Origin of the sequence: Flavobacterium circumlabens (assembly GCF_004345565.1) — a bacterium.
Classification (GTDB): domain Bacteria; phylum Bacteroidota; class Bacteroidia; order Flavobacteriales; family Flavobacteriaceae; genus Flavobacterium; species Flavobacterium circumlabens.
Genome location: NZ_SLWA01000003.1, coordinates 252057 through 278833, shown reverse-complemented (window position 1 = coordinate 278833; position 26777 = coordinate 252057). Strand labels below are relative to the sequence as shown.

Genomic DNA, 26777 nt, shown 5'->3' with positions numbered 1-26777 from the left:
AAAAGCTTTTTTGAAAAAAATATAGTTTTTGTAATTTTTATGGAGCGACCAGCGGAAGCTTTATAAAAATAATACAAAAACCTGTTTTTTAGAAAAACTTGTAACGGAAAGCAGGAATAGCTCCTTAAAAATAAATGAAAGCAAAAGCATTTGATACCGGTTTATTTAAACGAATTCTAAAATATACCAAACCTTATAAATTTCGCTATTACGGCGTTATCATCTTTGCCGTTTCACTGTCTGTTTTTGCAGCACTCCGTCCCTATTTATTAAAAGAAACGGTCGACGGCTATATCAAAACGCATGACAAGCATGGTTTACTGATGTACATTATATTGATGGGAGTCGTTCTTTTAATGGAAGTTTTCTCTCAGTTTTATTTTGTGTACTGGGCGAACTGGCTCGGACAGGATATTGTAAAAGACATTCGTACCAAACTTTTCAAACATATCTTAAGCTTCAGGATGAAATATTTTGATTTGGTTCCGGTTGGACAACTGGTCACCAGATCGGTTTCTGATATTGAATCGATTGCCCGTATTTTCAGCCAGGGATTATTTATGATTATCAGTGATCTGATGAAGATGCTGGTCGTGTTGATTTTTATGTTTTACATGAACTGGAAACTAACCTGGATCGTAGTCGTTGCGATGCCAATTCTGGTTTTTATTACCCGAATTTTCCAGCGCAAAATGCAGGTTGCCTTTGAGGAAGTTCGTACGCAGATTGCCAACATGAATTCGTTTGTTCAGGAACGTGTCACCGGAATGAAGATTGTACAGCTTTTTAACCGGGAGAGAATTGAAGCCGAAAACTTCAAAGAAATAAATAATAAACACAAAGTGGCCTGGATAAAAACAATCCTGTACAACTCGATATTTTTTCCGATTGCCGATATTATTTCGTCGATTACCCTGGGGTTGGTTGTAGTTTATGGCGGCTTCCGGATTCTGAACGGCGATCATTTTACCACTTTTGGAGATTTGTTTTCGTACACGATGTTTATCGGAATGCTGTTTAATCCTTTGCGTCAGATTGCGGATAAATTTAATGAGATGCAGTTGGGAATGATTGCTGCCAATCGTGTTTTTGATATTATTGACACACAGGATCACATTCAGGATACCGGAACGCTGGAAGCACCTATTTTTGATGGAAGTATCGAATTTAAGGAAGTCCGTTTTAGTTATATCCCGGAAGAAGAAGTGATAAAAGGAATTGATTTGTCGGTCGCTTCAGGCCAGACGATCGCGATTGTTGGATCGACAGGTGCGGGGAAATCGACTATTATTAATTTACTGAATCGCTTTTACGAAATTAACAGCGGTACTATTTATATTGACGGTCAGAATATTGAGGACTATACGCTGGCATCTTTACGAAAACAAATTGCTGTGGTTTTACAGGATGTGTTTCTGTTTGCCGATACGATTTACAATAACATTACCTTACACAATCCGGAGATTACAAGGGAGCAGGTTTTGAATGCCGCCAAAAAAATCGGAGTTCATGATTTTATTATGAGTTTGCCGGATAATTACGATTTTGATGTTAAAGAACGTGGTGTTATGCTTTCTTCGGGTCAGCGTCAGTTAATTGCTTTTTTACGTTCTTATGTGAGTAATCCGAGTATTTTGATTTTGGATGAAGCCACTTCATCCATCGATACGTATTCGGAAGAACTGATTCAGCGTGCGACTGAAACCATTACAAAAGGGAGAACTTCCATTATTATTGCACACCGACTGGCAACCATCGTAAACGCAGACAAAATTGTAGTAATGGACAAAGGTTTAATTGTCGAGCAGGGAACCCATCAGGAATTGCTGAACAAAACAGACGGGTATTATAAAAACCTTTACGATTCGCAATTTTCGGTGGCTAATTAATTTTTCTTATTCCTAAACAAATTATTTTTTGAAATTCAGATTTAGCAATATCACCTCCAGAAGAGCGTTCCTGATTTACGGAACCATCTCTATTTTGCTTACCGTAATTTCGGTATATTTCCTGAGCAGCTTAATTACGGATCTTACCCAGAAATCGAATGAAGAAGTTGCGCAACGAAATTTTATCAAGAAGCAGGAGTTTATGTCGCAGGAATTTTCAAAATTTCTGGAACAGGAAAATCAGATTAAAAATGTCGTAAAGATTAGTAATTCCAAAAATCTTTCTGCCAATCTGGAAGTCCTGAGTTCAATTCAGATGACAAGTTCTTTACTGACTAATAATTGGTTTAAGATTGATGACCGTGAAATTCATTTTGGTAATGATACCATTTCTACTGCTTTAAAAAACAGCATTCGCGATTTTGCGGCTCAAAATACCACGGCACAGCACATCAGTACTGTTATTCCCCAAGATAAAAAATGGATATGGAGAATTTATTTCAAATTGGTTGCTCCTGATCACACCACTGTACGGTATGGCTATGACATCAATTTAAAAGCATTACACGATTATTTTGCAACAATTGACGGAAGTGCACCTAATTATGCTTTTGTCTTTGATCAGAAAGGAACCTGCATTTTTCATCCCGAATCGGACTTTATCGGAAAAAATGTCTACGATATTAGTTCACTAAAGGCTTCAGATACTATTTTTACCAAGAACCAAGATTATGTAAAAAAGGTCACTTTATCAGAATACCTTAAACTTGATGTGATCCGGTTTACGAAAAAAATGAGTTTGAAAGGCTCGCATTGGTACATTTGTGTTAGTTTTCCGAAAGCTTTCGTTGTAGAGAATGTTACTTCTATAAAGAAATATACCACTTTAATCTATTCGATTACGACTGTAATGCTGCTTTTAATTTTCTATCTGTTCACCTATGCCAACAGAAGAGCTTATAAAGAAAAAGAAGTGGTCATTCAGGAAAAGAACACACTTCTGCTAGAAAACGAAAAAATTATCAAGGAAAAGGCGCTGATTCAATTGCAACAATTAAAAGAGCAGATCAATCCGCATTTTTTATTCAATTCGCTAAACTCCCTTTATATGTTAATTGACAGCGATGTAAAAACAGCGCAGAAATTCACCCTAAACCTGTCCCGTATCTATCGTTATTTAATTGATCCGCCTGAAAACATAGTTCCCCTTAAGAATGAGTTATTATTTATAGAGAAATATATTTTCCTTCAGCAAACCCGTTTCAGGGAAGAGCTGTTTTTTTCTATTGAAATTGAAGATGAGTCGGCTTTGACCAAAAGTCTTCCCTACCTGGCATTCCAGATTGTAGTCGAAAATGCCATCAAACACAACATGGCTACAGAGGAAACTCCGCTGCATACCAGGATTCTTATTCAAACAGAGCGGGTTATTATTTCCAACAATCTGCAACGCAAACAAAACTCAGAACCAAGTACTAAATTTGGTTTAAATTATCTTCAGAGCATTTACAGTTATTATTCTAAAACTGATTTTAAAGCGTCAGAAAAAGAGGGGAATTTCGTATGTATTTTGCCTTTAATTGACATTCACTCCTAAAAAAAAGCCATTCACTCCTTTTTCTTTTTTTTTTGGCCGAATTACAAATATTTTCGATCAAAAATTAACCTAAAATTAACACCACAATGAGGGAAAAGGCAATCCTGTGTAACTTAAAAGTAATCGTTGCATTAGTTTTATTTTTAGTAGGCCCTATTTCTGTTTTTTCACAAAAGAATAAGAAAAAAGAAAACAATACTGAAATAGCAAAAGACTCGACTTCTTCTAAAAAAGGAAAAAAATACAATGACCTTGTAAAAAAAGGAACGGTAAAAAAAGGTCTTTTTAATATCATCCAGGTTAAAACGGATGTTTACTTTGAAATCCAGGACAGTTTATTCGAAAGAGAATTTTTAGTCGTAAACAAATTATCTCAGGTTCCTTTTGAAGTTAATGATTTCGGATTAAATAAAGGAATGAATTACGAAAACAAAGTAATCCGTTTCTATAAAGATACAGTAGCAAAGAAAGTTTGGGTAAAATCTTATCTGCCTAAAGTTTCTTCTCCAAAAGAGGATGCGATAACAGCTTCTGTAAAAGATAATTTCTCGGAATCTATTATTGAAGTATTTGATATTGAAACCAAAAATAATGATTCGACTTCGATTGTTATTAAGGTCAACAAAATTTTTGACGGAAAACAAAAAAGCTTCAATGATGTTTTGAGCAATATCAGCTTTGGAGGTTCTGTACAATCGAATTTATCCTATATAGAAAGCTTAAAAGCATTCCCGAAGAATGTTGTGGTAAAATCACAATTGACTACTTCGGTTAGTGAAGGCGGTCCTGCTTTATCTGTAACCCTTGGTGTGACCAGTAATATTGTTTTACTGGACAAAGTTCCAATGAAACCGCGTTTTTCCGATAACCGCATTGGCTATTTCACCGAAAAACACTGGTATTTTGCCGATGCCCAACAGGCAATGGTTGAAAAAGAGCTGATTACCCGCTGGAGATTGGAACCAAAAAAGGAAGATGAAGAAAGATATCTGAAAGGTGAATTGGTGGAACCTAAAAAACCTATTGTTTATTATATCGATCCTTCGACTCCAAAACAGTGGAGAAAATATATTATTGACGGTGTTCACGACTGGCAGGTTGCTTTCGAAAAAGCCGGTTTTAAAAATGCTATAATTGCCAAAGAGCCTACAGCAGCCGATTTGGATTTTGATATTGACGATGTACGTTATTCTGTTATTACTTATGCTGCTTCGCAAAAGTCAAATGCGATGGGACCATCGGTTGTTGACCCAAGAAGTGGTGAAATTATTGAAGCCGATATCATCTGGTGGCATAATGTAATGACGTCTTTACAGAGCTGGATGCGTATTCAGACCGGGCCAATTGATCCGAAAGCAAGAGGAAATACCTTTAGCGACGAGCATATGGGAGAAGCGATTCGTTTTGTATCGTCTCACGAAGTAGGTCATACTTTCGGACTGAAACATAATATGGGTTCTTCTTTTGCTTATGATGTTGAGTCTTTACGTTCTAAGGATTTCACGGCAAAAATGGGCGGAACAGCTCCTTCGATTATGGATTATGCACGTTATAATTATGTCGCACAACCGGAAGATAATGTTACAGCTATTACTCCAAAAATTGGGGAATATGATAAATATGCTATTGAATGGGGATACAGATGGTATGCTAATAATGATAATGAGAGATTAAAACTGAATTCCCTAATTACTTTACATCAAAACGATCCGATTTATTTTTATGGCGAACAGCAGGGGGAAGTAATTGATCCGCGTTCCCAATCGGAAGATTTAGGAAATGATGCTGTAAAAGCAAGTGAATACGGATTGAAAAACTTAAAACGTGTCGTAGATAATATTTTAGACTGGACGTACGATAAGGATCAGTCTTATTACGAAACGGCTAAATTATACATTGGAACCATCGGTCAGTGGCAATTGTACAACCGCCACGTATTAAATAATATTGGTGGTATGTATCTTAACGTAACGGTTCACGGAGACAACAAACAAAGCTACGTTCCGGTTCCTGCCGTAATGCAAAAAAGAGCGGCAGACTATCTGATGAAGAACGTGATTACGATTCCACAATGGTTGTTTTTCAATTCGATTCTGGACAAAACGAATCCGTTAAAAGATTCTCCACTGGGACCTTATGAATATACGCCTTACACTTTGTCAAGAGAATTACAATGCGGGATATTGTACGATTTATTGAGCGATGACCGTTTATTAAGAATGACGGAGAATGAGTTATACCAGCGAAACGAAACCAAAGAAAAGGTATTTACCGTAAATGAATTGTTCAAAAAAATACATCAGCAGGTTTTTGCCCCAACGATCTTAAACAAATCACTAACGATTCTGGAGCGTATGACCCAAAAGAATTATGTAGATATTTTAATTGTGTCGACCAATAAAATATTTGAAAAAACAGAACCTAAGAAAACAGTTGATTTACATACCTTAAGTATGCCTCAGTTATGTACGTATATGCAGGACGGAGAAATGATAAGAAACATTAATCAGTCCTCTTTAAAAAGAATTACAGAAGTCACTTCTGATAAAAAAGGAGAGCTTGGAAAAGTGCTTCAACTGTTAAAAAGCAAAAAGAATACCGGAGATCAGTCGACCCAGAACCATTATACAGATTTAATACAAAGAATAGAAAAAGCATTAAGTAACACAACCTTTTAATAAATAACCCCCAAAAACATGAGAAAAATTTTACATGCCCTACTGCTTCTCCTGGCCATCGCAGGATACTCGCAGGAAACCCGAACTATTACGGGTATAATAGTAGACGAAGCCGATCAGTCGCCAATACCCGGTGCATCGATTTTTGTTGAAAACAATTCGATTTCAAACAAAACATCCTATGCCGGAATTATTCAAAGTGAAGGAATCGGAACAACAACCGATTTTGATGGTAAGTTTACCTTGAAAATAGCAAAGAATATTACCTCTTTGAGAGTTACTTTTATGGGATACAAATCGTATACTCTTGAATTAGATGCTCAGAAAAATTATACTGTTAGCTTAAAATCTGAAACTGCAAAGCTTCAGGAGGTAGTGGTAACAGGATACCAAAAAATTGAGAAAAGAAAACTTACTTCTGCCGTTACAAAAATTGACATGTCTGCGATCCAGCAAACAGGGGTTTCGAGTATTGACCAGTTATTGGTAGGACAAATTGCAGGGGTAGCTGTTAGTACTCCGTCAGGAGCACCGGGAGCACCGGCAAAAATCAGAATCAGGGGTACTGCTTCTCTTAACGGTACACAAGATCCTTTATGGGTACTGGATGGTTTACCACTAGAGAACAATGAAGTTCCAAAAAACTACGATAAAGACAATATTGATAATCTTACTAATTATTCTATCGCTGGTTTAAACCCTGATGATATTAAAGATATTACCATTCTAAAAGATGCCGCTGCAACAGCTATCTACGGAGCGCGTGCTGCAAATGGTGTAATCGTAGTAACTACTAAAAAAGGTAGAGCAGGTAAAATGGTAGTAAGTTTCAATACGAATACTTTTATTACGCAAAGACCTGAATTTTCTAAATTAAACTTAATGAACGCAAGTGAAAAAGTTGATTTGGAGCTTAACATGGCAGGACGTGAAGATTTAACTTATAGAGACACCGGTGGTGATATTGCTCGTATCCTTAACGGATCGAATGAATTAGCAGCTTTCAGAGCCGGTGGATTCTCTTCTTTGAGTCCGGCTACACAACAATCTATCAACAGCTTAAGAGGTAACAGCACAAACTGGGGTAACTTATTGTACCAAACTGCCATAAACACACAACACGGTTTAAGTTTATCCGGAGGTGGTGAAAAATCAGATTACTATTTCTCTTTAGGATACTATGATGAGAAAGGAACTACTATTGGAACTGGTTTTAAACGTTACAACTTAACGTTAAAAAACAACTATGAAATTACAGATAAATTCAAAGTAGGTGTTGGTATTTTTGGTGCAGAAAACAAAACTACATCTTACTTAACAGATTCGTATGCCTTTACAAATCCGTCTACTTACTCCAGAAACGTAAACCCATATTTAACTCCTTACAATGCTGACGGAAGTTATAAATATGATGAGGATATTGTTGGATATTCAGACCGTCACGTTCCTTTTAATTTCTTAGAGGAAAGAGCAAATACATCTTACGATTTAAAAACAAGATCTATAAAAGCATTATTAGATGCTGAATATAAACTTACGAAAGATGTCAAAGTAACAAGTCAGTTAGGTTTGCAGTTAGATAATACAGCCAGTGAAAAATATGCTGGTAAAGATACCTACTACACAAGAAACCTAAGAGAAAAAACAAGTTACTTTAGTGGTGGAAATCAGGCTTATTTTCTTCCGGTTGGTGGTGTTATCCAAAACACAAACACAGACTTTTTTCAGTACAACCTGAAAACAATGATCAACTACTCTACAGTTATAGGTGAAAAACACGAAATTGAAGCAATGGTTGGTAATGAATTAAGAAGAAACCACACAACTTCAGTTGCTACAAAAGGTTTTGGTTATGATGACAAAAACTTAACTACGCAACAAATTGTTTTCCCTAATACCAGTTTCTCTAAGGAATCAGATTACAGAACTTATGCTAAAACTGACAATGAGAATGCTTTTGCTTCCTTTTTTGCAACTGCTGCTTATACATACAACAAAAAATACAGCGTATTTGGTAGTGTGAGATATGATGGTTCAGACTTATTTGGTGTAGATCCAAAATATAAATATTTACCACTTTGGTCAACATCTGCTTCATGGGCCGTTTCTGAAGAAGATTTCTTAAAAGATAACTTAACACTTTCTAACTTAAGACTTCGTGCTTCTTACGGATTACAAGGGAACATTGACAAGGGAACTTCTCCTTATGTAGTGGGTTCAAACAATACAGCGATTATTCTTCCGGGACAATCAGAGCCTACAATTGTTGTACTTAGTCCTCCAAACGAGAAATTGCGTTGGGAAAAAACAACAAATACCAACTTAGGTATGGATCTTGGTTTATTTAATAATCGTATTAGCATCGTAACTGATTTTTACGGAAGAAAAAGTACGGACTTAATTGGTTTTAGATCACTTCCGTTAGAAAATGGTTTTGAATTTACTAATATGAACTGGGCACAGGTAAGTAATAAAGGTTACGAAATCACTTTGTCAACCAAAAACATCGATCGTCCAAACTTTAAATGGAACACAAGTATCAACTTGTCTCATAACAAAAGTAATGTAGATCGTCTTGAAGTAAGAGATAACAGCTTTTTACCAAATCAGGAAGGTTATGCAGTAAACGCTGTATTTGGATTTAAAACAAACGGAATCGATGAAAATGGTTACCCTTTATTTGTAAACAAAAAAGGAGAAACAGTAAATGCACAGACTTTCTTTGGTTTATTTGATCCATATGCTGATTTTTTCCCGGGTCAGATTACCGATACAAAATTAACGCCTGCTGAGTTTAGAGACTTATTTGTTTATTTAGGAGATAAAGATCCTAAATTTACGGGAGGTATTACCAATACTTTTAAAGTGAGTAATTTTGACCTTGCAATTGCTGCATCTTTCAACATTAAGCAAACTGTAGTAAGGACTCCTCCTTATAATGGAACTCAGGTTGACAGAGGTCAGAACTATAGCAGAGATATCTTAAACGCATGGTCTCCAACGAATACATCATCTAATCTGCCTGGAATTACAAGTCAGGAGTCCGGTTCAGGAGATTCATGGATGGCTTACCAGTATTTCTCAACAGGGGGAGCTGCTGTCCCAGTTGTAAATTACTTAGATACATGGGTTAGCGAAATGAGCTACATGAGATTAAGCAGTGTACGTCTAGGCTATACATTTCCGAAAGCGTTTACCGATCAGATCAATATTCAAAGCATCAGATTTAATGTTGAAGCAAGAAATTTATTCGTAATTAGTTCAGACTACAAAGGGTATTTTGATCCTGAAACTTTCGGAAACATTTATGCACAACCAGTTCCTAAATCATTCACATTAGGATGTAATGTTACTTTCTAAAAAAAATAAAAGATGAAAAAATTCTCAAAATATATATTATTTTTTGTTGCCGCAATAGCTGTAACAAGCTGCGATGACTATCTGGACATTACACCTGTCGGAAGAGTTATTCCTCAATCATTAGAAGATTACCGTCGTGTCCTTACAACAGGATATGCCACTTATCCGGAACACAAATCTCTGACCGCTGTTCGTACTGACGAATTGCAAATGGACGAATTTGCTGATGAACTTAACATTTTCAAGGATATTTACATTTGGAAGGATGTAAACCCGGACCGTATAACGTCTAGTTTTCAATATCAGGATTTATATACTGTAATTTTTTACACAAACGTTTTAATCAACGAAGGTTCAAAAAAATTACAAATATCTGACGAAAGAAATCAATTAATCGGAGAAGCTTATTCGTTGAGAGCAATGGCTTATTTTGATTTGATTAACTTATTCGGGAAACCTTACAATCCTGCAACTGCAGGTTCAGACAAAGGAATTCCATTAGCACTGGAAATAGATTTAGAACAGGTTTTTATACCACAAAGTGTAGAAGTAATCTACAACCAGATTATCTCTGACACTAAAGAAGCAGAAAAATTGCTTACCGTAAGTACGCAGACAAAAGGACTAAACTACCGTTTCTCTAAAGTTGCTTTGTACAGTTTAGAAAGCCGTGTTTATTTGTACCAGCAACAATGGCAAAAATCTCAGGATGCTGCCAATAAAGCTTTAGCAATAAACAATGTTTTGGTTGATTTAAAAGCAACTCCTGTTTTAGCTACAAAATACGATTCAAAAGAATCAATTTTAGCACTTGAAGACGGATACATTAATGGTCTTAAACGTACATCATACGCTTCAACAGATTTACTTGCAGCGTATAACAGAACAACTGATTTACGTTTTCCTGTATATTTCTTAGCGAGCGGAAGCCGTTTCAGAATTCAAAAAGGAGCTAATGACGATCAAAAATGTTCTTTCAGAACTTCTGAGTTGTATTTGACAAAAGCAGAAACTGCATTAAAACTGAACAATATTGGTGATGCTAAAACAACCGTTTTAAGTTTTATCAAAAACAGATATACCGCTGCAGGATATACACAACTGGAAACTACTGTTAATGCAATGAATGCAACTGATTTAACCAACTTCATTTTAGAAGAAAGACGTCGTGAATTTGCTGTTGAAGGACACCGTTGGTTTGATTTAAGAAGAACAACACAAAAAGAAATTATTCACACTTTAAATGGTGACGAATATAAATTGATACAAAACGATCCGCGTTATACCATTATTTTTCCGGCAAATGCGAGATTAAACAATCCCAATCTATAATACCTATTGTTTTTTTTAAAAGAGGTCCAGTTTCAAAACTGGGCCTTTTTTTGTTTAGCATCGTAATGAAATAAAAACAATTACTTGATTTGAACTACCTCAATAAATAAAATCCCTTCAAAATTTCAATAAAAAAAGATTTTAACATCATCAATTATAAAGCTTAACCAATATATTTGCAGAGTCAAATACAAGCTTTGTTTTAGTATCAAAGCCCTACACTATTCAAGAGAAGATGAAAATTGCCATTGTTGAAGATGAATATCTTGCTTCGAGTTATCTGAAATCTATTTTAGAACAGCAAAATATTGTACCGATAGCAGAAGTAACCGTTTTAAAATCGGTAAAGGAAGCTGTTGCTTTTTTTGCTGAAAACAAGGTTGACCTGGCTTTTATGGACATTCATCTCGGCGACGGAAAAAGTCTCGAAATTTTCGAAAAAACCATTATCTCCTCGCCTGTTATATTCGTTACGGCCTATGATTCTTATGCCATAAGGGTTTTCAAACATTTCACCATCGACTATCTCCTGAAACCTTTTGAAGAACAGGAATTGTTTGAAGCACTGGAGAAGTTTAAAAAAATAAAAAACACCTTCAACAGCGATTCTACCATCCAGTCACTTGTCGCACTCGAAAATCCGGAGACCAGCAAAATACAACGTCACTTTCTGGTGAATCACGGATACAAACTTATTTCTGTCAACCAGAACGATATTACCTATTTTGTAGCTTCCGGCAAGCATCTTTTTATTTATGTAAATTCAGGAAACAGCCATTTGTACAACAATACACTTACAGACATTATTCACAATCTTGATCCGGTTATTTTCTTTAAAGTCAACAGGAAATACATCGTGAGCAGAAGTATTATAAAAGAAGTCATCAAGCATTCCAACCAGAAAATTGAACTCAAACTTACTGTTCCTCCTATCGAAAATGATCCCATAATTATTAGCAAAAAAGAAATAAATAATTTTAAAAACTGGCTTGATCAGTAAATTTATGCTAATTTTTAGGTTGAAAATGACTTCCTTTTTAAATTTTAGGCAGTGAAATCCGTTTTCAAATGCTAAAAAAGTTCTTAAAAAAGTTAAAATAGCGTTATAAGAATCATAAAATTAGACCTCATAACCAATCCAATAGCCTTTGTCCCTTTTGAATTTTTTATATTTGAGAATCAAATCAAATGTAAAAGACAATGCCACAAAATAGATTTTATCCAAATGAAGAATTCAAAGAAATAGAAATAAATGCCTCTTTGCAACTTAGATATGCCATTTCAAACAAAGGCCGCTTAATAAGTTTTACAGACGAAATACAAAATGGCCGACTCTTAAAAGGAGGATTAAGTGACGGATATCCAACATTCCGTTTTAAAGTGAAGAAGGACGACAAGATTGTCAACAAATACCTGTTTTTATACAAATTAGTAGCGCAGTATTTTATTCCGAAAAAATCAGAAGAGCAAAGTTATGTGCTCCATTTAGATTACAACAGAAGCAACGATGATGTCAACAATTTACGTTGGGCAACAAAAGCCGAAATGATGGAACACAGCCGCAAAAGCCCTCATGTAATCCAGGCCAAAAAGAATCTGATCGAACACAACCTAAAATCGGACGGAAGAAAATTAACTACCACCAAAGTGATGTTAATCAAGAAAATTCTCGCCAGACCGGAACAAAAAACACGTCTGAAAATGATCGCCAAGCAATTCGGCGTAAGCGAAATGCAGATCAGACGTATTGCCAGCGGTGAAAACTGGGGACATATTAAGGTTTAATCGACTTGAATAAAATGATAAAGGTAAAATGAGAGATGTAGGATATTTAAATCAACATTTCACATTTTACCTTTTTACTTTTTTACATCGTACTATTTTTTTAAAATAAATCCTTAAATTCGCAATCACAAATAACAAAGAAATTGAAAATGAGTTTCGGATTCAAAAACTTCATTTTCGGTAGTAAATACTAAAAGCAAAAAAAATGAAATACGACGTTATTGTTTTAGGAAGTGGTCCCGGCGGATATGTTACAGCAATCAGAGCTTCACAATTAGGTTTTAAAGTAGCTGTAGTTGAAAAAGAAAACTTAGGTGGTGTATGTTTGAACTGGGGATGTATCCCGACAAAAGCATTACTAAAATCAGCTCAGGTTTTTGATTATCTGAAACACGCTTCTGACTACGGATTAAAAGTTTCTGACTTTGATAAAGATTTCCCTGCAGTTGTACAACGTAGCCGTAATGTTGCAGAAGGAATGAGCAAAGGGGTTCAGTTCCTGATGAAAAAAAACAAAATTGACGTTATTGAAGGTTTTGGAAAACTAAAACCGGGAAAAAAACTGGACGTTACAGACAAAGACAATAAAGTTACCGAATATAGTGCCGATCATATTATCATTGCAACCGGAGCACGTTCCCGTGAGTTACCAAACTTACCTCAGGATGGTGTAAAAGTAATCGGATACCGTCAGGCAATGACATTACCAACGCAGCCAAAATCTATGATTATTGTAGGTTCAGGAGCAATTGGAGTGGAATTTGCACATTTCTACAACTCAATGGGAACAGATGTTACTATTGTCGAATTCATGCCAAACGTGGTACCTGTAGAAGATGAAGATATCTCAAAACAATTTGAAAAATCTTTGAAAAAAGCAGGTATTAAAGTAATGACCAGTTCTTCTGTAGAATCATTGGATACTTCGGGAGCTGGTGTAAAAGCAACGGTAAAAACAGCCAAAGGAGAAGAAATCCTTGAAGCTGATATTGTACTTTCTGCCGTTGGAATCAAAACAAACATTGAAAACATAGGTTTAGAAGAAGTTGGAATCGCTGTCGACAGAGATAAAATCTTAGTAAACGCTTACAATCAAACAAACATTCCGGGTTACTACGCAATTGGAGACATTACTCCTGGACAGGCTTTGGCTCACGTAGCTTCTGCTGAAGGAATCAACTGTGTTGAAAAAATTAAAGGATTACACGTAGATCCAATCGATTACGGAAACGTTCCGGGCTGTACGTACGCAACTCCTGAAATTGCTTCTGTTGGTTTGACTGAAAAACAGGCAAGAGAAAAAGGATACGATTTAAAAATTGGTAAATTCCCGTTCTCTGCTTCCGGAAAAGCAAAAGCATCCGGTAATTCAGACGGATTCGTAAAAGTAATCTTCGATGCTAAATACGGAGAATGGTTAGGATGCCACATGATTGGTGCCGGAGTTACAGATATGATTGCTGAGGCAGTTGTAGCCCGTAAACTGGAAACTACAGGTCATGAAATCCTAAAATCAATCCACCCTCACCCAACCATGAGTGAGGCCGTTATGGAAGCTGTAGCTGATGCTTATGGCGAAGTAATTCACTTGTAATACAAAACCGTTTTACGGTTACATATAATTTTCAATTTAAAAAATCCGGTTTGCTAACGCAAGTCGGATTTTTTTATTCAGGATGTCTTTGCTCATTTTCACTCAAAGGCGCAAAGTTTTGTATACGGTTTCTGAAAATGGGAGCACTTTTTTGTTTTGAATGTTTTTCAATTGGTTAGGTCCTATTTTATACATTAGATTCTCTCTAAGTCAGTTAAAGCTATTCGTTATTTTTCAAGGTCAAAATTAAAAAAAATAATAGCACAAAAACTTTGCGCCTTTGCGTGATATTATTTAGTCATAATTATTTAAAAAAAATCATTTTGTAAAAGCAGGTCGAATTTATTTTCTATTTTTCACATCAGAAAAAATCATGCAATGAAATATAAAAAATACATAATAACAACACTCCTGCTCATTTTCCTTTGTGCATTCTTCAGCTCTGCTTTTCCCGGAAATGTATGGGGCTGTTTAATTGATTCCAATTATTACATTCCAAAACAATCCAACCTATTTATTTTTAACACCACTGTCATGCAAAACGGATCCAGTGATGCCTGGATTTACGGAGAGGACTACAACAATTATTACTATAATTCTGGATTAACAAAAGAAGAAATTATCTCCTTATCTAAAAAAGAAGCCAAAAAATGTCCTGATTTTAATGCTTTAAATATCAAATCCTGGTGTGGCATACAACAGGTAAGCACTTCAGAATCCCGCAAATAAAAACATTAACCTTTTAGTATCAAATTACAAGGCGAATTCTAACAATAAAGTGGTAATTTTGCGGCTCCCCAAAACAAATCTACCCATGAAAAAAATATTTTTCATTATTGCGCTTTCTGTTCTTTTTTCGAATAGCTTTTTTGCACAAACCAAAACAGAACCCCAAAACATCTTCGGAAAAAAATACGATTACGTAAATGACTTCGAAAAAATTCTGACTCCAAAACAAGTACAAACTTTAAGTGCAACTTTAAAATCCTGTGAAACAAAAACCGGACATAAAATTGTTATAGTGACTACTCCATCAATAAGTCCGTACACAGACCTTAGCGATTACTCTCTAGAACTTGACAAATATCTCAATACCAGCCTGAAAATTGATGCTTCCATTATACTGGTCATAAGCAAACAATTAAGGCAGATACAAATTCGCGGACTAGACAAATTACGCAATAAACTTAGCGACAAAGAAGTAGAAAGTATCATCTCCACTTTTGTAATTCCGGAATTAAAAAAAGGCGATTATTACAAAGGTTTACAAGATGGAGCAGCACAGATTATAAAAAAGCTGGAATAGAAATACTAAAAATTGAACTAAAATCCGGTTTGCGAAAGCAAATCGGATTTTTTTTGAGCATCTTGTTTTTAGTTTGTAAAATCATACAAACTCTTTCCCTCCAATCGCCTGTCCAAAACAAAACAATTCCCCTTTTAAATTGTTAAAACCCAAAATACCAATCATAGTTGACAGAGCAAAAAATCGTGTCACAAAATGACAATTCCAACGATATAAAATCGAATTAATTTTAACACTTTCAGTCCAAAATCATCAAATGTTAATTTTAAAAATATTTCATTTTAATAGGAAATATTTCTATTACGTTTGTAGTATAAAATCTAAACAACTATGACTGAAATTACTTCTTATTGGTGGGTACTCTTACTTGTATTCTCCATCTTATTTTACAAATTTGTACTTCGCGTATTCTTCGGAATGGTAATTGTTCCCGAAGATAAAATTGGTCTGGTGACCAAGAAATTCGTTTTATTTGGTGCCGACAAATCCCTTCCCGATGGCAGAATCATTGCTACAAAAGGAGAAGCAGGTTACCAGGCACAAACTTTAGCTCCCGGATTGTACTGGGCCATGTGGATCTGGCAATACACCGTAGACATGACCGGATTTACCATTATTCCGGAAGGGAAAATCGGGCTTGTTTTAAGTAAAGACGGAAAGGAAATCCCAACCGGACGAATCCTGGCCCGAAAAGTAGACAGCGATAACTTTCAGGACGCCACAGCATTCTTAAACAATGGCGGTCAGAAAGGACGTCAGACTGCTTTTATCACCACAGGTTCGTATCGTATTAATACCTTTCTGTTTGAAATTGTAATGGCAGACCAGATCAAGATTTACGAAAACATGATCGGAATCGTTACGGCTCTCGATGGTGAACCGATTCCGCAAGGGCAGATTGCCGGAAAATTTGTAGAAGGACACAACAACTTTCAGGATTTTGATCAGTTTCTGGACAAAGGCGGAAATCGTGGTTTACAGCCTCAGGTCATGCTGGCAGGTTCGTATTACATCAATACCTGGGCAATCCTGATTGAACAGAATCCAATGACCGATGTACCTATTGGTTATGTTGGAGTAGTAATCTCCTATATTGGTGAAGACGGACAGGATGTTACGGGCGATACCTTCAAACACGGAAATATTGTTTCAAAAGGACAACGCGGTGTCTGGATGGAACCATTTGGTCCCGGAAAATATGCCTTAAACAAATACACCACCAAACTGGAAGCCGTTCCGACCACCAACCTGGTTTTAAACTGGGCCAATGCACGAAGCGAATCCCATAATTTAGATAAAAATCTGTCTACCATTACCGTTCGTTCCAAAGATGGTTTCCCGTTTAATCTGGATGTAGCACAGATCATTCACGTTCCAGCTGCGGAAGCACCAAAAGTTATTGCCCGTTTCGGAAGCATGAACAACCTTGTTTCTCAGGTTTTAGAACCTACCATTGGTAACTATTTCAGAAACTCGGCTCAGGACAGCGATGTAATTTCGTTTTTATCGACCAGAAAAGAGCGTCAGGAATCTGCTAAAAACCATATCAAGCTGGTATTGGACGAATACAACGTAAATGCCGTTGATACCTTAATTGGTGATATCGTTCCGCCGGATTCCTTAATGAAAACATTAACGGACAGAAAATTAGCCGAAGAAGAACAAAAAACCTACCAAACCCAAAGAATGGCGCAGGAACAACGTCAGGGAATGGAAAAAGAAACGGCAATTGCCGACATGCAGAAAGAAATCGTTCGTGCATCACAAAGTGTTGAAATCGCACAACGTACCGCAGACGCGACCGTTAAAAAAGCAGAAGGAGATGCTACCAGTTTAAAACTAAACGTAAACGCGGAAGCAGAAGCCACAAAAATGCGTGCCAATGCTGAAGCAGAAGCTACAAAAGCCAGAGCCGGCGCACAAGCCGAAGCGACCAAACTTAATGCAAGTGCAGAAGCCGAAAGAATCTCCAAAACCGGTTTAGCCGAAGCGGAAAAAATTATGGCGATTGGTAAATCGACAGCAGAATCGTATCAGTTACAGGTTACGGCGATGGGTGGTGATAATTTCACCAAATACAAAGTTACCGAGGAAATTGGTAAAGGAAACATCAAAGTAATTCCGGATGTATTAATCACCGGAAATGGTGGTTCTGATGGTTCGATCAGCGGTTTATTAGGCTTGAAACTCATGGAAATGATGGATACCGATAAAAATGTAAAGAATCCTAAAAAATAATTTATTTCAATTTTTAATACTAAATCCGATTTGTGAAAGCAGATCGGATTTTTTTGTTCCTTACATAGTTCTAAATCAGTCAGTTCAATAATTTATTGACTTATTTTTCTTTTAGATTATATAAATAATCAACATGTCGTATTTTAATATGACAAATTTCTCGGCAATTTACATGACATTTGATTTATGACACGAGATCACATTTTTCATATAATTATACGACAATGATACATTCAAGAAAACTAAAAATTCACACGATATACAAAGCAAGAAATCACAAAATCACAACAACTCCTGTAATAAGACTTGCTGGCAAATGGCTTAAAGAACTTGGATTTATTGAAGGTCAAATGGTAAACATAAAACAACAAAAAAATAAGCTCACCATCACGATGGAAAAAAAACATAAGTAATCATTTTTCTTTCCACAAAAAATAGAGATATTTAATAACTTTATCAGTAAATAATAAGGTTATGAAAGAGATTTATATTGTTGAATTTCCATCTAATTTAGGATTAAAAGAACCGCAACCCGGAAAAGAACCGGGCGTAAAAAATCTGCCTGATTGGTTCTGGAAACATAATTTACACAAGATCATTCAACCCAAAAGTACTATCAGACTTGATGCGCCGCGATATTCAAATACCAGAGATTCCGAAACCCAAATACTCAATGTCAATTCGCTGGTTGATTATGCGAGGGAACAGGCCTATTTAGTTAACAACTTACTTTCTCAAAACAAATTTCCGTTCGTACTGGGAGGCGATTGCAGCATTCTTCTGGGATCGGTCATTGCCTTAAAACAAAAAGGAAATTATGGTTTATTTTATCTGGACGGACACACCGATTTCATGGACGTTTCCCTATCAGAAACCGGAGGCGTGGGCGGAATGGCAGCATCGATCGTAACCGGAAACGGCCCTAAGAAATTAACCGATATGCTGAATTTACAGCCTTATATAAAAGAAGAAAACCTCTGGTGCGTAGGCAATCGGGAATACGATGACGCCTATGAAAATCAAATTTGCAACTCTTCCGCGACTTACATAAGCTTGCAGGAATTACGAAAACAAGGCATTTCAAACTGCATTCAATCCTTTCTTTCTGAAGTCGAAAATAAAAACCTCGACGGATTCTGGCTCCATATCGATGCAGACGTTTTAAACGATTCCATAATGCCCTGCGTAGACAGCCGCACTCCGGATGGTCTTACTTATGAGGAGTTTAATGAGCTTACCTCCTATTTGTTTCAAAGTGATCAATTAACGGGGCTTGAAATCACCATTTTAGATCCTGATCTCGACAAAACAGGCCAGTACACCAAAGAATTTGTACAAAACTTCACGACTACATTCAAAAAACACAATACAGTAAATCCTTCACCCGAAGACAAGGATATCTAAAATTTTATTTTAAATTAGTTCAGGCAATATCTTTTCCTAATAAAAATATTTTATAAAACAGGACGATTTAAATTTTTCGAGAACATGACATTAGAAGAATACAAAAAAGAGTTTACAGAAGAGGATGCCGTTGGATGGCTGGAAATCGATAGACAATTCGAGCGCCTTTACCCAAATCAGGAACCGAAACATTTTGCTCCGGCAATAAATTATATGCTGGGTGGAGAACATCCGCTGGACGGTGTAAGTATTTACGAAAGTAAAAAACAAACAGATCATTTTCATTTTATAACCTATGGCTTTTCGGAATTGTATTATAATGAAGAAAAACTAGACAGTGAATACAGTAAATGGGGATTTGAACTTACTTTCAGATTAAAACCGTTTTCCGGAGACAGCGAAAATCCGGGCTGGGCCATTGCCTTATTGCAAAATATTGCCAAATATGTGTTTAGCAGCGGAAACTGGTTTGAAGAATTTCACTATATGCCTGCAAACGGCCCGATAAGACTCGATACCGAAACTGAAATCACCGGATTGGTATTTGTAACAGATCCCGAAATTGAAAAAATAGAAACACCTCATGGTGAAGTGACATTCCTTCAAATTATCGGAATTACTACCACCGAATTTGACGATATAAAAGAAGGCCGCAGAACGGTTGAAGAAATCGTACAGGAATTAAAAGAAAACAATCCTTTATTAATTACCGACCTTACAAGAAAATAACAAACAGAGAAATCCTAACCCTAATCCAGAACTGAAAATGATAAAAAAAATTGCTTTTGTATTGGTATTCCTCCAATTACTTTCGTGCAGCAGCAGCAGTAATATGGATACTTCTAAAGAAAATCCCCTAAACGGAAAATGGAATTGGGTCAGTTCAACAGGCGGATTTATTGGTTCCACCCTTACCCCGGCATCGGAGAAAAAGACAATGACTATTGAAATTTCAAACTCCACTATCAAAAAATATGAAAATGGGAATTTGCTGTCTGAAAATACTTTTTCCATAAAAAACCAGAATTCGATTTACGGAGATAACAAAAAAATGATTGTAATCGAAAACATGCCCAGCCAATCTTTTGAAATTAAAGACAACAAATTGTATTTAAATGACGAATGTCACGATTGCTACCAGTCTGAATACATTCGAATAAAATAGACGATAATCCAACCTTAAAATGAACAAAATAAAAATCGTACTCGCATTCCATCTCATCTTCTTTTTCTCATACGCAAGTCCAAAACTAAATCAGCCTGAAATTAGCAACCCTAAAGAAATTGCTTTCGACAAAAGTGAACTGGCCAAAAAATGGCTCGTAAAATCTATTGAAAATTTCTTTAAACAAGAATCTGCCGATATGATTTCAATAACGACAAAAAGCTATAACGACTACAAAACTGACGCTATGAATATCGACATGGATACAGAAGGCAGTTTAACATTAGAACAATTCAATAAAAAATGGAAAAAGAAATATGATGTAAAATATGCCGGATATGATGGTTTTTTAATTTCTGCTCAGGACTGGGTAAAAATTGTAGTTTCTAAGTGTGAATTAATAAGTGCAAAAGGAAATGTCTATATTTTTCAGGTTATTATAAAAGATACGCAATATAAATCTACCTACAAAAGGGACATCAAAGTTATCGAATCCGGAAAATCTTTTTTAATTGATGATGTGAAGGAATATTAGGGGTGAAAAAAAATAAATTCCAAAAATTAAATTCCAAATTCCAACAATCTACATTCTAAAATCTAACAATCTAAACTTTAAAATTCCAAATTGCAACAATACAAAGCCTAAAATCTAAAATTCCAAACTTTAAAATTCCAAATTCCAACAATCTAAAATCTAATAATCTAATAATCTAAAAACCTGTCCGAATCTACCCTTAAAATTGTCCTTAAACAACCTAAGTTATTGATTTATAGAATGTAAATTTGTTGTACTAATTTCTAAAATGATACACCATGAGTACACAGGATTTTACCACAACTCTTATTACTGATCATTCTGCGGAGGACGTTTTTAATGCCGTTACCAACGTTCGCGGCTGGTGGTCGGAGGAAATAGAAGGAAATACAGCTAAATTGAATGATACCTTTAAATATCATTACGAAGATGTGCATCGCTGTAAAGTGAAATTGACTGAAGTGATTCCCAACCGCAAAATAGTCTGGCTGGTAGAGGAAAACTATTTTAAGTTTACGGAAGACGAAAAAGAATGGACAGGTACTAAACCAACTTTTGAAATTGGGGAAAAAGACGGAAAAACAGAACTTCGTTTCACCCATTTTGGCTTAGTTCCCGATTACGAATGTTTTGAAATCTGCAGGGATTCATGGACGAATTACATTCAAAACAGCCTTAAAAAACTTATCACAACCGGCAAAGGTCAGCCAAATGGCAAAGACAAACCTCAAACCGAAAACGAAAAGAAATTATCGGCAAAATAATTCCAAAAAGACATTACTCCTGTTTTAGGCTAAGACAATAGTAGATTTGACTACAGCTCTTGTTATGATGTTGCAGAACTTTGTCACATCATAAAAAACAGACAAATGAAAATTATTATTACAGGTTCCCTGGGGAACATCAGCAAGCCACTGGCTCAGGAGTTAGTGCAAAAAGGACATCAGGTTACGGTAATTAGCAGCAACACTGAGAAACAAGCAGAAATTGAAATCCTGGCAGCTTCGGCAGCCATTGGTTCTGTAGAAGATGCCGCTTTCTTGACCAAAACTTTTACGGGAGCAGATGCCGTATATTGTATGGTTCCAAGAGCCAATTATTTCGATCCTAATCTTGACCTGGATGCTTTTACACGTACAATCGGAAATAATTATGCCGAAGCCATCCAAAAATCAGGCGTAAAACGCGTGGTCTTTTTGAGTAGTATTGGTGCTCATTTAGAGAAAAATTCGGGTATTATTCTTCGTTATCACGAAATTGAAGCTGTCCTGAACAAACTTACAGACGTCGCGATTACGTTTATGCGTCCGACTTCGTTCTTTTATAATTTAGAAGCTTATATTCCACAGATTAAATTTCAGGGAGTTATTGCTACGAATTACGGAGCTGAAAAAACGATACCTTTTGTCTCTCCACTGGACATTGCGTCTGCCATTGCAGAAGAAATCACAACTCCGCTTAACGGCAAAAAAGTACGTTATGTAGCCAGTGAGGAACTTACAGGCAATGAAACGGCTCGCATTTTAGGTACCGCAATTGGAAAACCGGATTTGAAATGGGTTTTAATCAGCGATGAAGAAGCCTTAAACGGTTTAGTAAATGTGGGAATGCAGCCAAAAATCGCAGCAGGCCTGATCGAAATGTACGCCGGACTTTACAATGGGTTGCTCGGTGAAGATTATTACCAAAACAGGCCCGCAATAATGGGGAAAACAAAACTGGCTGATTACGCCAAAGAATTTGCTTCCTTTTATAATCAGAAATAAGTACCTTAGACTATGGCAAATCAACAACCTCTCCGAATAAAAAGTATCAGCGAATTTCATGAGTTTCGTGATTTGCCAAAACCCGAGCATCCTTTAGTGAGCGTTTATAATTTCGAAGATTTAAAATATCTGAACGAAAATGAACCGAGAAGCCTAATGCTTGACTTTTATTCGATTGCATTAAAACGAGGTGCAAATGCCAAAATGAAATACGGGCAGCAGGAATATGATTTTAAGGAAGGGGTTTTGTTATTTATCTCGCCGGGTCAGGTTTTTTCTATAGAAGGCAATGCAGAGTTACAACATACAGGATGGTCTTTATTGATCCATCCTGATTTTTTATGGAATACACCGCTTGCTAAAAAGATCAAACAATACGAGTATTTTGGCTATTCGGTTCATGAAGCCCTGCATCTTTCAGACAAAGAAGAGAAAATGATTATCAATATAATCAAAAATATTCAGCAGGAATATCAGTCAAATATTGATAAATTCAGCCAGGATGTTATTATCGCTCAAATTGAATTGCTGCTTACGTATGCAGAACGTTTTTACAACCGCCAGTTTATTACACGAAAAATAAGCAATCATCAGATTCTGGCCCGCTTAGAAAACTTGCTGGAGGAGTATTTCAGCACTAATACTTTGACTAAAAACGGTTTACCAACAGTTCATTATATTGCAGAAACCTTAAATATCACTCCCAATTATTTAAGCGTATTGCTAAAAACACTCACCGGTCAAAGCACACAACAGCACATTCATGATAAATTGATCGAAAAAGCAAAAGAAAAACTTTCCACAACCGATTTATCGATTAGCGAAATTGCTTTTGAACTGGGTTTTGAGCATCAGCAGTCGTTCAGTAAATTATTCAAAACCAAAACAACGGTTTCTCCTTTAGAATTCAGACAATCTTTTAACTAATAAAAGAAATCTTCTCCTTCTGAAAACAATTCATAATTTTCATAAATTCGCTACTTCGTCTCGTGGTAAAAGTTAATTAAGCAATAATTATTTAAATTTTTAGACCGTTATTTCATAACTTAGTTAGCTTTTAAATTTTTGAAATCATGACTAAGAAATATATTGCAAAGGACTTTTTGAAACTGGCAGCAAAAGGGCATTCGCATGAGGCATTTCGCCTTTACGTGGGTGTGGGTTTTAAGCATCATAATGTTTATTTTAAAGGAGATGCCAATACTTTGATGCTGGCAATGGAGGAATCGTCCCGGCAAAATCCAAATAAGATTTTTGAAATTCATCATACGATTGGAGATAAAGAAATGGTTGCCGTACATTCGCATGTAAAGCAAAACAGCAAGGACCACGGTGTTGCAGTAGTTCACATTTTCAGGTTTGAATCTGATAAAATAGTAGAGCTTTGGGATTTAGGCCAGGCCGTTCCTGCTAAAATGATCAACGAAAACGGAATGTTCTAATATAGTCTCAGTTTTCGGTCGCAGTTTGCTACTGAGACTGAGACTGAGACCGAGACTGAAAACTATAAAACAAACTAAATCCAAACATAACCCTAATGCTACGAGCTTCCTTTTTATTCTCTTTCCTTTTCTTACTGTTAAGTAACCATTCATTTTCGCAAAAAAAAGACCAATTAAGCGTCCAAATAGACAGTTTGATTAAAGTTACGGAACCTAAATTTAATGGTGTTGTCGTTATTTCCAAAAAAGGAAAAACAGTTTATAGCAAAGCGCAGGGTTTTGCTGATTTTGAAAAAAAGACAGCGTTGACAATCGACAGCGAATTTGAAATCATGTCAAACACGAGACAAATTACAGCAGTGTTGATTTTGAAAGAAGTTGAGAAAGGCAGAATTGACCTGAAATCTCCCATAAAAAAATACCTGCCTTATCTAACGCAGCCGTGGGCAGATTCTGTAACAGTGCATCAATTATTGAATCATTCTCATGGAATCACAGATTTGCAAAAACCTTTGCTTTTCAAGCCCGGAACAGATTTTAAATATGGTAATTTAAGTTATGGATTATTAGGTCAGATTATTGCGTTTACGGCTAAAAAAAGTTATTCGGAAGTAGCCAATGCACTTTTTAAGAAGTTACAAATGAAAAATACTTTTTGCTATTCTCAAAACGAAAATAAAAACTTAGTATCAGGTTACCTCAATACGAACAATACTTTCAAAAAGGTCGAAAAATCTATAATTACACCTGAAAGTGTCGCATCTAATGGAATTATTTCTACCGTAAATGATTTGGCTATCTGGAACAACAATCTTCACAAAGGAAAGATACTGAAGCCTGAATCGTACCAACTTATGATTCATTACAATATAAAAGCACAGCACAATGTTTTTGGAAAAGAAAAACAAGGGTACGGATACGGACTTAGAATTGTAGACAAAGAAACGCCAAAATATAGAGGCCATACCGGTTTAGGAGATGGTTTTTCTTCTGTAAATTTGTATTTCCCAAAAAGTGATGTCAGTTTGATTATTTTGGAAAATCAGACCAACGAAAATTCGGATTTGTTATATAATGCTGAGATTAAGATCAAAAATATCCTTTTGAAAAGTGATGTACTGAATTAAAAATAAAATACAATGGCAAAGAATAAAACTACCGAAACCCAAAGTAATGTTGTTGATTTTATAAATATTTTCGTTGAAGAAGAGACGAAAAAAAAGGATGCGTTTGAACTCATCAGAATGATGCAGAAAATTACAGGTTTCGAACCCAAAATGTGGGGACCCAGTATTATTGGTTTCGGGAGTTACCACTATAAATATGCCAGCGGCCATGAAGGTGATGCGCCGCTTGTTGCCTTTTCGCCAAGAAAAGCTGCCATTTCACTTTACCTCTATACTTCACCCGAAAACAGAGAAGAAATACTTTCTGAATTAGGAAAACATAAAGCTTCAAAAGGTTGTATTTACATTAAAAAATTAGCCGACATTGAACCTGAAGTACTCAAAAAAATGATTTTACATTCATTAGAATATTTAAAAAATTTATATCCCTCAAATTAAATACCACTATGGCTATTACCCTACTGATTCTTTTACTTGCCTTTCTTATTTACGTTTTTAAACATCCGCGATATGGTAAAAAACCAGCTGGTGAAAGATTGGCTTTACTACAAAAATCACCACAATTTAAAAACGGTAGATTCGAAAACCAAAACTTCACGCCTGAACTTGCAGAAGGCTACGGCTATTTTAATATCATCTCTGATTTTTTGTTTAAAAAGGTAGACAGAAAAGTTCCGAAAGATTTAATTCCCTCCATCAAGACCAATTTACTGGAACTTCCTATTGATCAGGATGTTTTAATCTGGTTTGGACATTCTTCTTATTTCATTCAGCTTGCAGGAAAACGATTTTTGATAGATCCCGTTTTTAGCGGCAACGCCTCCCCTGTTTATGGAACTACAAAAGCATTTAAAGGAACTGAGATTTATGCGGCTGAAGATTTTCCTCCAATTGATTATTTATTAATCACTCACGATCATTATGACCATCTGGATTACGCAACAATTTTGAAACTGAAGCCAAAAATCAAAAAAGTAATCTGTGCGCTTGGCGTGGGTTCACATTTTGAATTTTGGGGCTTTCCAACAAACGATATTATCGAAAGAGACTGGCATGAAAAAATAGAACTTGATTCCAATCTGACACTTTATACCACTCCGTCCCGACATTTTTCGGGCAGGGGAATTAAACGCTGCAATACACTTTGGACTTCCTTTGTGTTAGAAACCCAAAATTTTAAAATGTATCTCGGCGGTGACAGCGGCTATGATACCCACTTTGCAGAAATTGGCGCAAAATTTGGCCCTTTCGACCTGGCACTAATCGATAACGGTCAGTACAATCCGGCGTGGAGATATATTCATAATTTGCCCGAAGATGTAATCAAAGCGATGAAAGACCTAAAAGCAAAAAGAGTTTTTCCGGTACATTCCTCAAAATTCGCACTGGCCATGCATCCGTGGGATGAACCTTTGAAAAAAGTGACGGAATTAAATGATTTATCAGAAAATCCAATTCCGTTAATTACACCGATGATCGGTGAATTAGTCGAACTGAAAAATGAAAATCAGCAATTTCAGCAGTGGTGGAAAGGCGTAGAATAAATGATTAAAATAACC

23 protein-coding genes are annotated in these 26777 nt (G+C 36.0%); all 23 read left to right on the top strand.

What is annotated here, in order from left to right:
• Positions 1-134: 134 nt before the first annotated feature.
• The 23 genes from EV142_RS09510 to EV142_RS09400 all read left to right on the top strand — a co-directional run bounded on the left by EV142_RS09510 (position 135) and on the right by EV142_RS09400 (position 26762).
• Positions 135-1889 carry an ABC transporter ATP-binding protein gene (locus EV142_RS09510; RefSeq protein WP_132034857.1) on the top strand — a complete coding sequence of 585 codons (1755 nt, stop codon included), beginning with the start codon at positions 135-137 and terminating at the stop codon, positions 1887-1889.
• A 28-nt stretch (positions 1890-1917) separates the two neighbouring features.
• Entirely contained in the window at positions 1918-3486 is a 1569-nt protein-coding gene (locus tag EV142_RS09505; protein ID WP_132034855.1) for a histidine kinase, read from the top strand.
• Between the two features lie 86 nt (positions 3487-3572).
• Positions 3573-6164, top strand: a complete 2592-nt coding sequence (locus EV142_RS09500) for a zinc-dependent metalloprotease (RefSeq protein WP_132034853.1) — start codon at positions 3573-3575, stop codon at positions 6162-6164.
• Positions 6165-6182: 18 nt separating this feature from the next.
• Positions 6183-9524, top strand: a complete 3342-nt coding sequence (locus EV142_RS09495) for a SusC/RagA family TonB-linked outer membrane protein (RefSeq protein WP_132034851.1) — start codon at positions 6183-6185, stop codon at positions 9522-9524.
• A gap of 12 nt (positions 9525-9536) precedes the next feature.
• Entirely contained in the window at positions 9537-10856 is a 1320-nt protein-coding gene (locus EV142_RS09490; protein ID WP_132034849.1) for a RagB/SusD family nutrient uptake outer membrane protein, read from the top strand.
• 235 nt (positions 10857-11091) lie between these two features.
• Positions 11092-11856, top strand: a complete 765-nt coding sequence (locus tag EV142_RS09485) for a LytR/AlgR family response regulator transcription factor (protein ID WP_132034847.1) — start codon at positions 11092-11094, stop codon at positions 11854-11856.
• Between the two features lie 200 nt (positions 11857-12056).
• Complete coding sequence (locus EV142_RS09480; protein WP_132034845.1) at positions 12057-12641, top strand: NUMOD4 domain-containing protein; 585 nt, start codon at positions 12057-12059, stop codon at positions 12639-12641.
• 205 nt (positions 12642-12846) lie between these two features.
• Positions 12847-14235, top strand: coding sequence for a dihydrolipoyl dehydrogenase (gene lpdA, locus EV142_RS09475; protein ID WP_132034843.1), 1389 nt, complete (start codon positions 12847-12849; stop codon positions 14233-14235).
• Positions 14236-14613: 378 nt separating this feature from the next.
• Entirely contained in the window at positions 14614-14964 is a 351-nt protein-coding gene (locus tag EV142_RS09470; RefSeq protein ID WP_132034841.1) for a hypothetical protein, read from the top strand.
• 85 nt (positions 14965-15049) lie between these two features.
• Positions 15050-15541: a TPM domain-containing protein gene (locus tag EV142_RS09465; protein WP_132034839.1), complete on the top strand. Its 492-nt coding sequence runs from the start codon at positions 15050-15052 to the stop codon at positions 15539-15541.
• Between the two features lie 330 nt (positions 15542-15871).
• The gene (locus EV142_RS09460) at positions 15872-17779 is read left to right on the top strand and encodes an SPFH domain-containing protein (RefSeq protein ID WP_132034837.1); all 1908 of its coding nucleotides are present in this window, start codon (positions 15872-15874) and stop codon (positions 17777-17779) included.
• A 224-nt stretch (positions 17780-18003) separates the two neighbouring features.
• A complete protein-coding gene (locus EV142_RS09455; protein WP_132034835.1) occupies positions 18004-18192 on the top strand; it encodes a SymE family type I addiction module toxin in 189 nt (62 codons plus the stop codon).
• 61 nt (positions 18193-18253) lie between these two features.
• Positions 18254-19183, top strand: a complete 930-nt coding sequence (locus tag EV142_RS09450; RefSeq protein ID WP_132034833.1) for an arginase family protein — start codon at positions 18254-18256, stop codon at positions 19181-19183.
• Positions 19184-19267: 84 nt separating this feature from the next.
• On the top strand, positions 19268-19912 hold the full coding sequence (locus EV142_RS09445) for a suppressor of fused domain protein (protein WP_132034831.1): 645 nt from the start codon (positions 19268-19270) through the stop codon (positions 19910-19912).
• A 37-nt stretch (positions 19913-19949) separates the two neighbouring features.
• Complete coding sequence (locus tag EV142_RS09440; RefSeq protein ID WP_132034829.1) at positions 19950-20348, top strand: hypothetical protein; 399 nt, start codon at positions 19950-19952, stop codon at positions 20346-20348.
• A gap of 19 nt (positions 20349-20367) precedes the next feature.
• Positions 20368-20883: a hypothetical protein gene (locus EV142_RS09435; protein ID WP_132034827.1), complete on the top strand. Its 516-nt coding sequence runs from the start codon at positions 20368-20370 to the stop codon at positions 20881-20883.
• A gap of 278 nt (positions 20884-21161) precedes the next feature.
• The gene (locus EV142_RS09430; RefSeq protein WP_132034825.1) at positions 21162-21647 is read left to right on the top strand and encodes an SRPBCC family protein; all 486 of its coding nucleotides are present in this window, start codon (positions 21162-21164) and stop codon (positions 21645-21647) included.
• 105 nt (positions 21648-21752) lie between these two features.
• On the top strand, positions 21753-22649 hold the full coding sequence (locus EV142_RS09425; RefSeq protein ID WP_132034823.1) for an NmrA family NAD(P)-binding protein: 897 nt from the start codon (positions 21753-21755) through the stop codon (positions 22647-22649).
• Between the two features lie 12 nt (positions 22650-22661).
• A complete protein-coding gene (locus EV142_RS09420) occupies positions 22662-23576 on the top strand; it encodes a helix-turn-helix domain-containing protein (RefSeq protein ID WP_132034821.1) in 915 nt (304 codons plus the stop codon).
• 146 nt (positions 23577-23722) lie between these two features.
• Positions 23723-24091 (top strand): nuclear transport factor 2 family protein, encoded by a 369-nt coding sequence (locus tag EV142_RS09415; protein WP_132034819.1) that lies wholly within the window; start codon positions 23723-23725, stop codon positions 24089-24091.
• Between the two features lie 194 nt (positions 24092-24285).
• Positions 24286-25218: a serine hydrolase domain-containing protein gene (locus EV142_RS09410; RefSeq protein ID WP_238698685.1), complete on the top strand. Its 933-nt coding sequence runs from the start codon at positions 24286-24288 to the stop codon at positions 25216-25218.
• A gap of 12 nt (positions 25219-25230) precedes the next feature.
• Positions 25231-25656, top strand: coding sequence for a DUF1801 domain-containing protein (locus EV142_RS09405; protein ID WP_132034815.1), 426 nt, complete (start codon positions 25231-25233; stop codon positions 25654-25656).
• A gap of 8 nt (positions 25657-25664) precedes the next feature.
• On the top strand, positions 25665-26762 hold the full coding sequence (locus EV142_RS09400; protein ID WP_132034813.1) for an MBL fold metallo-hydrolase: 1098 nt from the start codon (positions 25665-25667) through the stop codon (positions 26760-26762).
• The last annotated feature ends 15 nt before the right edge of the window (positions 26763-26777 follow it).

Excerpts from the sequence above, each read along its gene's own strand:
- EV142_RS09450 (WP_132034833.1), top strand. The coding sequence starts at position 18,254 with ATGAAAGAGATTTATATTGTTGAATTTCCATCTAATTTAGGATTAAAA.
- EV142_RS09435 (WP_132034827.1), top strand. The coding sequence starts at position 20,368 with ATGAACAAAATAAAAATCGTACTCGCATTCCATCTCATCTTCTTTTTC.
- EV142_RS09420 (WP_132034821.1), top strand. The coding sequence starts at position 22,662 with ATGGCAAATCAACAACCTCTCCGAATAAAAAGTATCAGCGAATTTCAT.
- EV142_RS09510 (WP_132034857.1), top strand. The coding sequence starts at position 135 with ATGAAAGCAAAAGCATTTGATACCGGTTTATTTAAACGAATTCTAAAA.
- EV142_RS09425 (WP_132034823.1), top strand. The coding sequence starts at position 21,753 with ATGAAAATTATTATTACAGGTTCCCTGGGGAACATCAGCAAGCCACTG.
- EV142_RS09465 (WP_132034839.1), top strand. The coding sequence starts at position 15,050 with ATGAAAAAAATATTTTTCATTATTGCGCTTTCTGTTCTTTTTTCGAAT.
- EV142_RS09430 (WP_132034825.1), top strand. The coding sequence starts at position 21,162 with ATGAGTACACAGGATTTTACCACAACTCTTATTACTGATCATTCTGCG.
- EV142_RS09480 (WP_132034845.1), top strand. The coding sequence starts at position 12,057 with ATGCCACAAAATAGATTTTATCCAAATGAAGAATTCAAAGAAATAGAA.
- EV142_RS09500 (WP_132034853.1), top strand. The coding sequence starts at position 3,573 with ATGAGGGAAAAGGCAATCCTGTGTAACTTAAAAGTAATCGTTGCATTA.
- EV142_RS09400 (WP_132034813.1), top strand. The coding sequence starts at position 25,665 with ATGGCTATTACCCTACTGATTCTTTTACTTGCCTTTCTTATTTACGTT.
- EV142_RS09445 (WP_132034831.1), top strand. The coding sequence starts at position 19,268 with ATGACATTAGAAGAATACAAAAAAGAGTTTACAGAAGAGGATGCCGTT.
- EV142_RS09495 (WP_132034851.1), top strand. The coding sequence starts at position 6,183 with ATGAGAAAAATTTTACATGCCCTACTGCTTCTCCTGGCCATCGCAGGA.
- EV142_RS09485 (WP_132034847.1), top strand. The coding sequence starts at position 11,092 with ATGAAAATTGCCATTGTTGAAGATGAATATCTTGCTTCGAGTTATCTG.
- EV142_RS09470 (WP_132034841.1), top strand. The coding sequence starts at position 14,614 with ATGAAATATAAAAAATACATAATAACAACACTCCTGCTCATTTTCCTT.
- lpdA (WP_132034843.1), top strand. The coding sequence starts at position 12,847 with ATGAAATACGACGTTATTGTTTTAGGAAGTGGTCCCGGCGGATATGTT.
- EV142_RS09460 (WP_132034837.1), top strand. The coding sequence starts at position 15,872 with ATGACTGAAATTACTTCTTATTGGTGGGTACTCTTACTTGTATTCTCC.
- EV142_RS09455 (WP_132034835.1), top strand. The coding sequence starts at position 18,004 with ATGATACATTCAAGAAAACTAAAAATTCACACGATATACAAAGCAAGA.
- EV142_RS09440 (WP_132034829.1), top strand. The coding sequence starts at position 19,950 with ATGATAAAAAAAATTGCTTTTGTATTGGTATTCCTCCAATTACTTTCG.
- EV142_RS09490 (WP_132034849.1), top strand. The coding sequence starts at position 9,537 with ATGAAAAAATTCTCAAAATATATATTATTTTTTGTTGCCGCAATAGCT.
- EV142_RS09415 (WP_132034819.1), top strand. The coding sequence starts at position 23,723 with ATGACTAAGAAATATATTGCAAAGGACTTTTTGAAACTGGCAGCAAAA.
- EV142_RS09405 (WP_132034815.1), top strand. The coding sequence starts at position 25,231 with ATGGCAAAGAATAAAACTACCGAAACCCAAAGTAATGTTGTTGATTTT.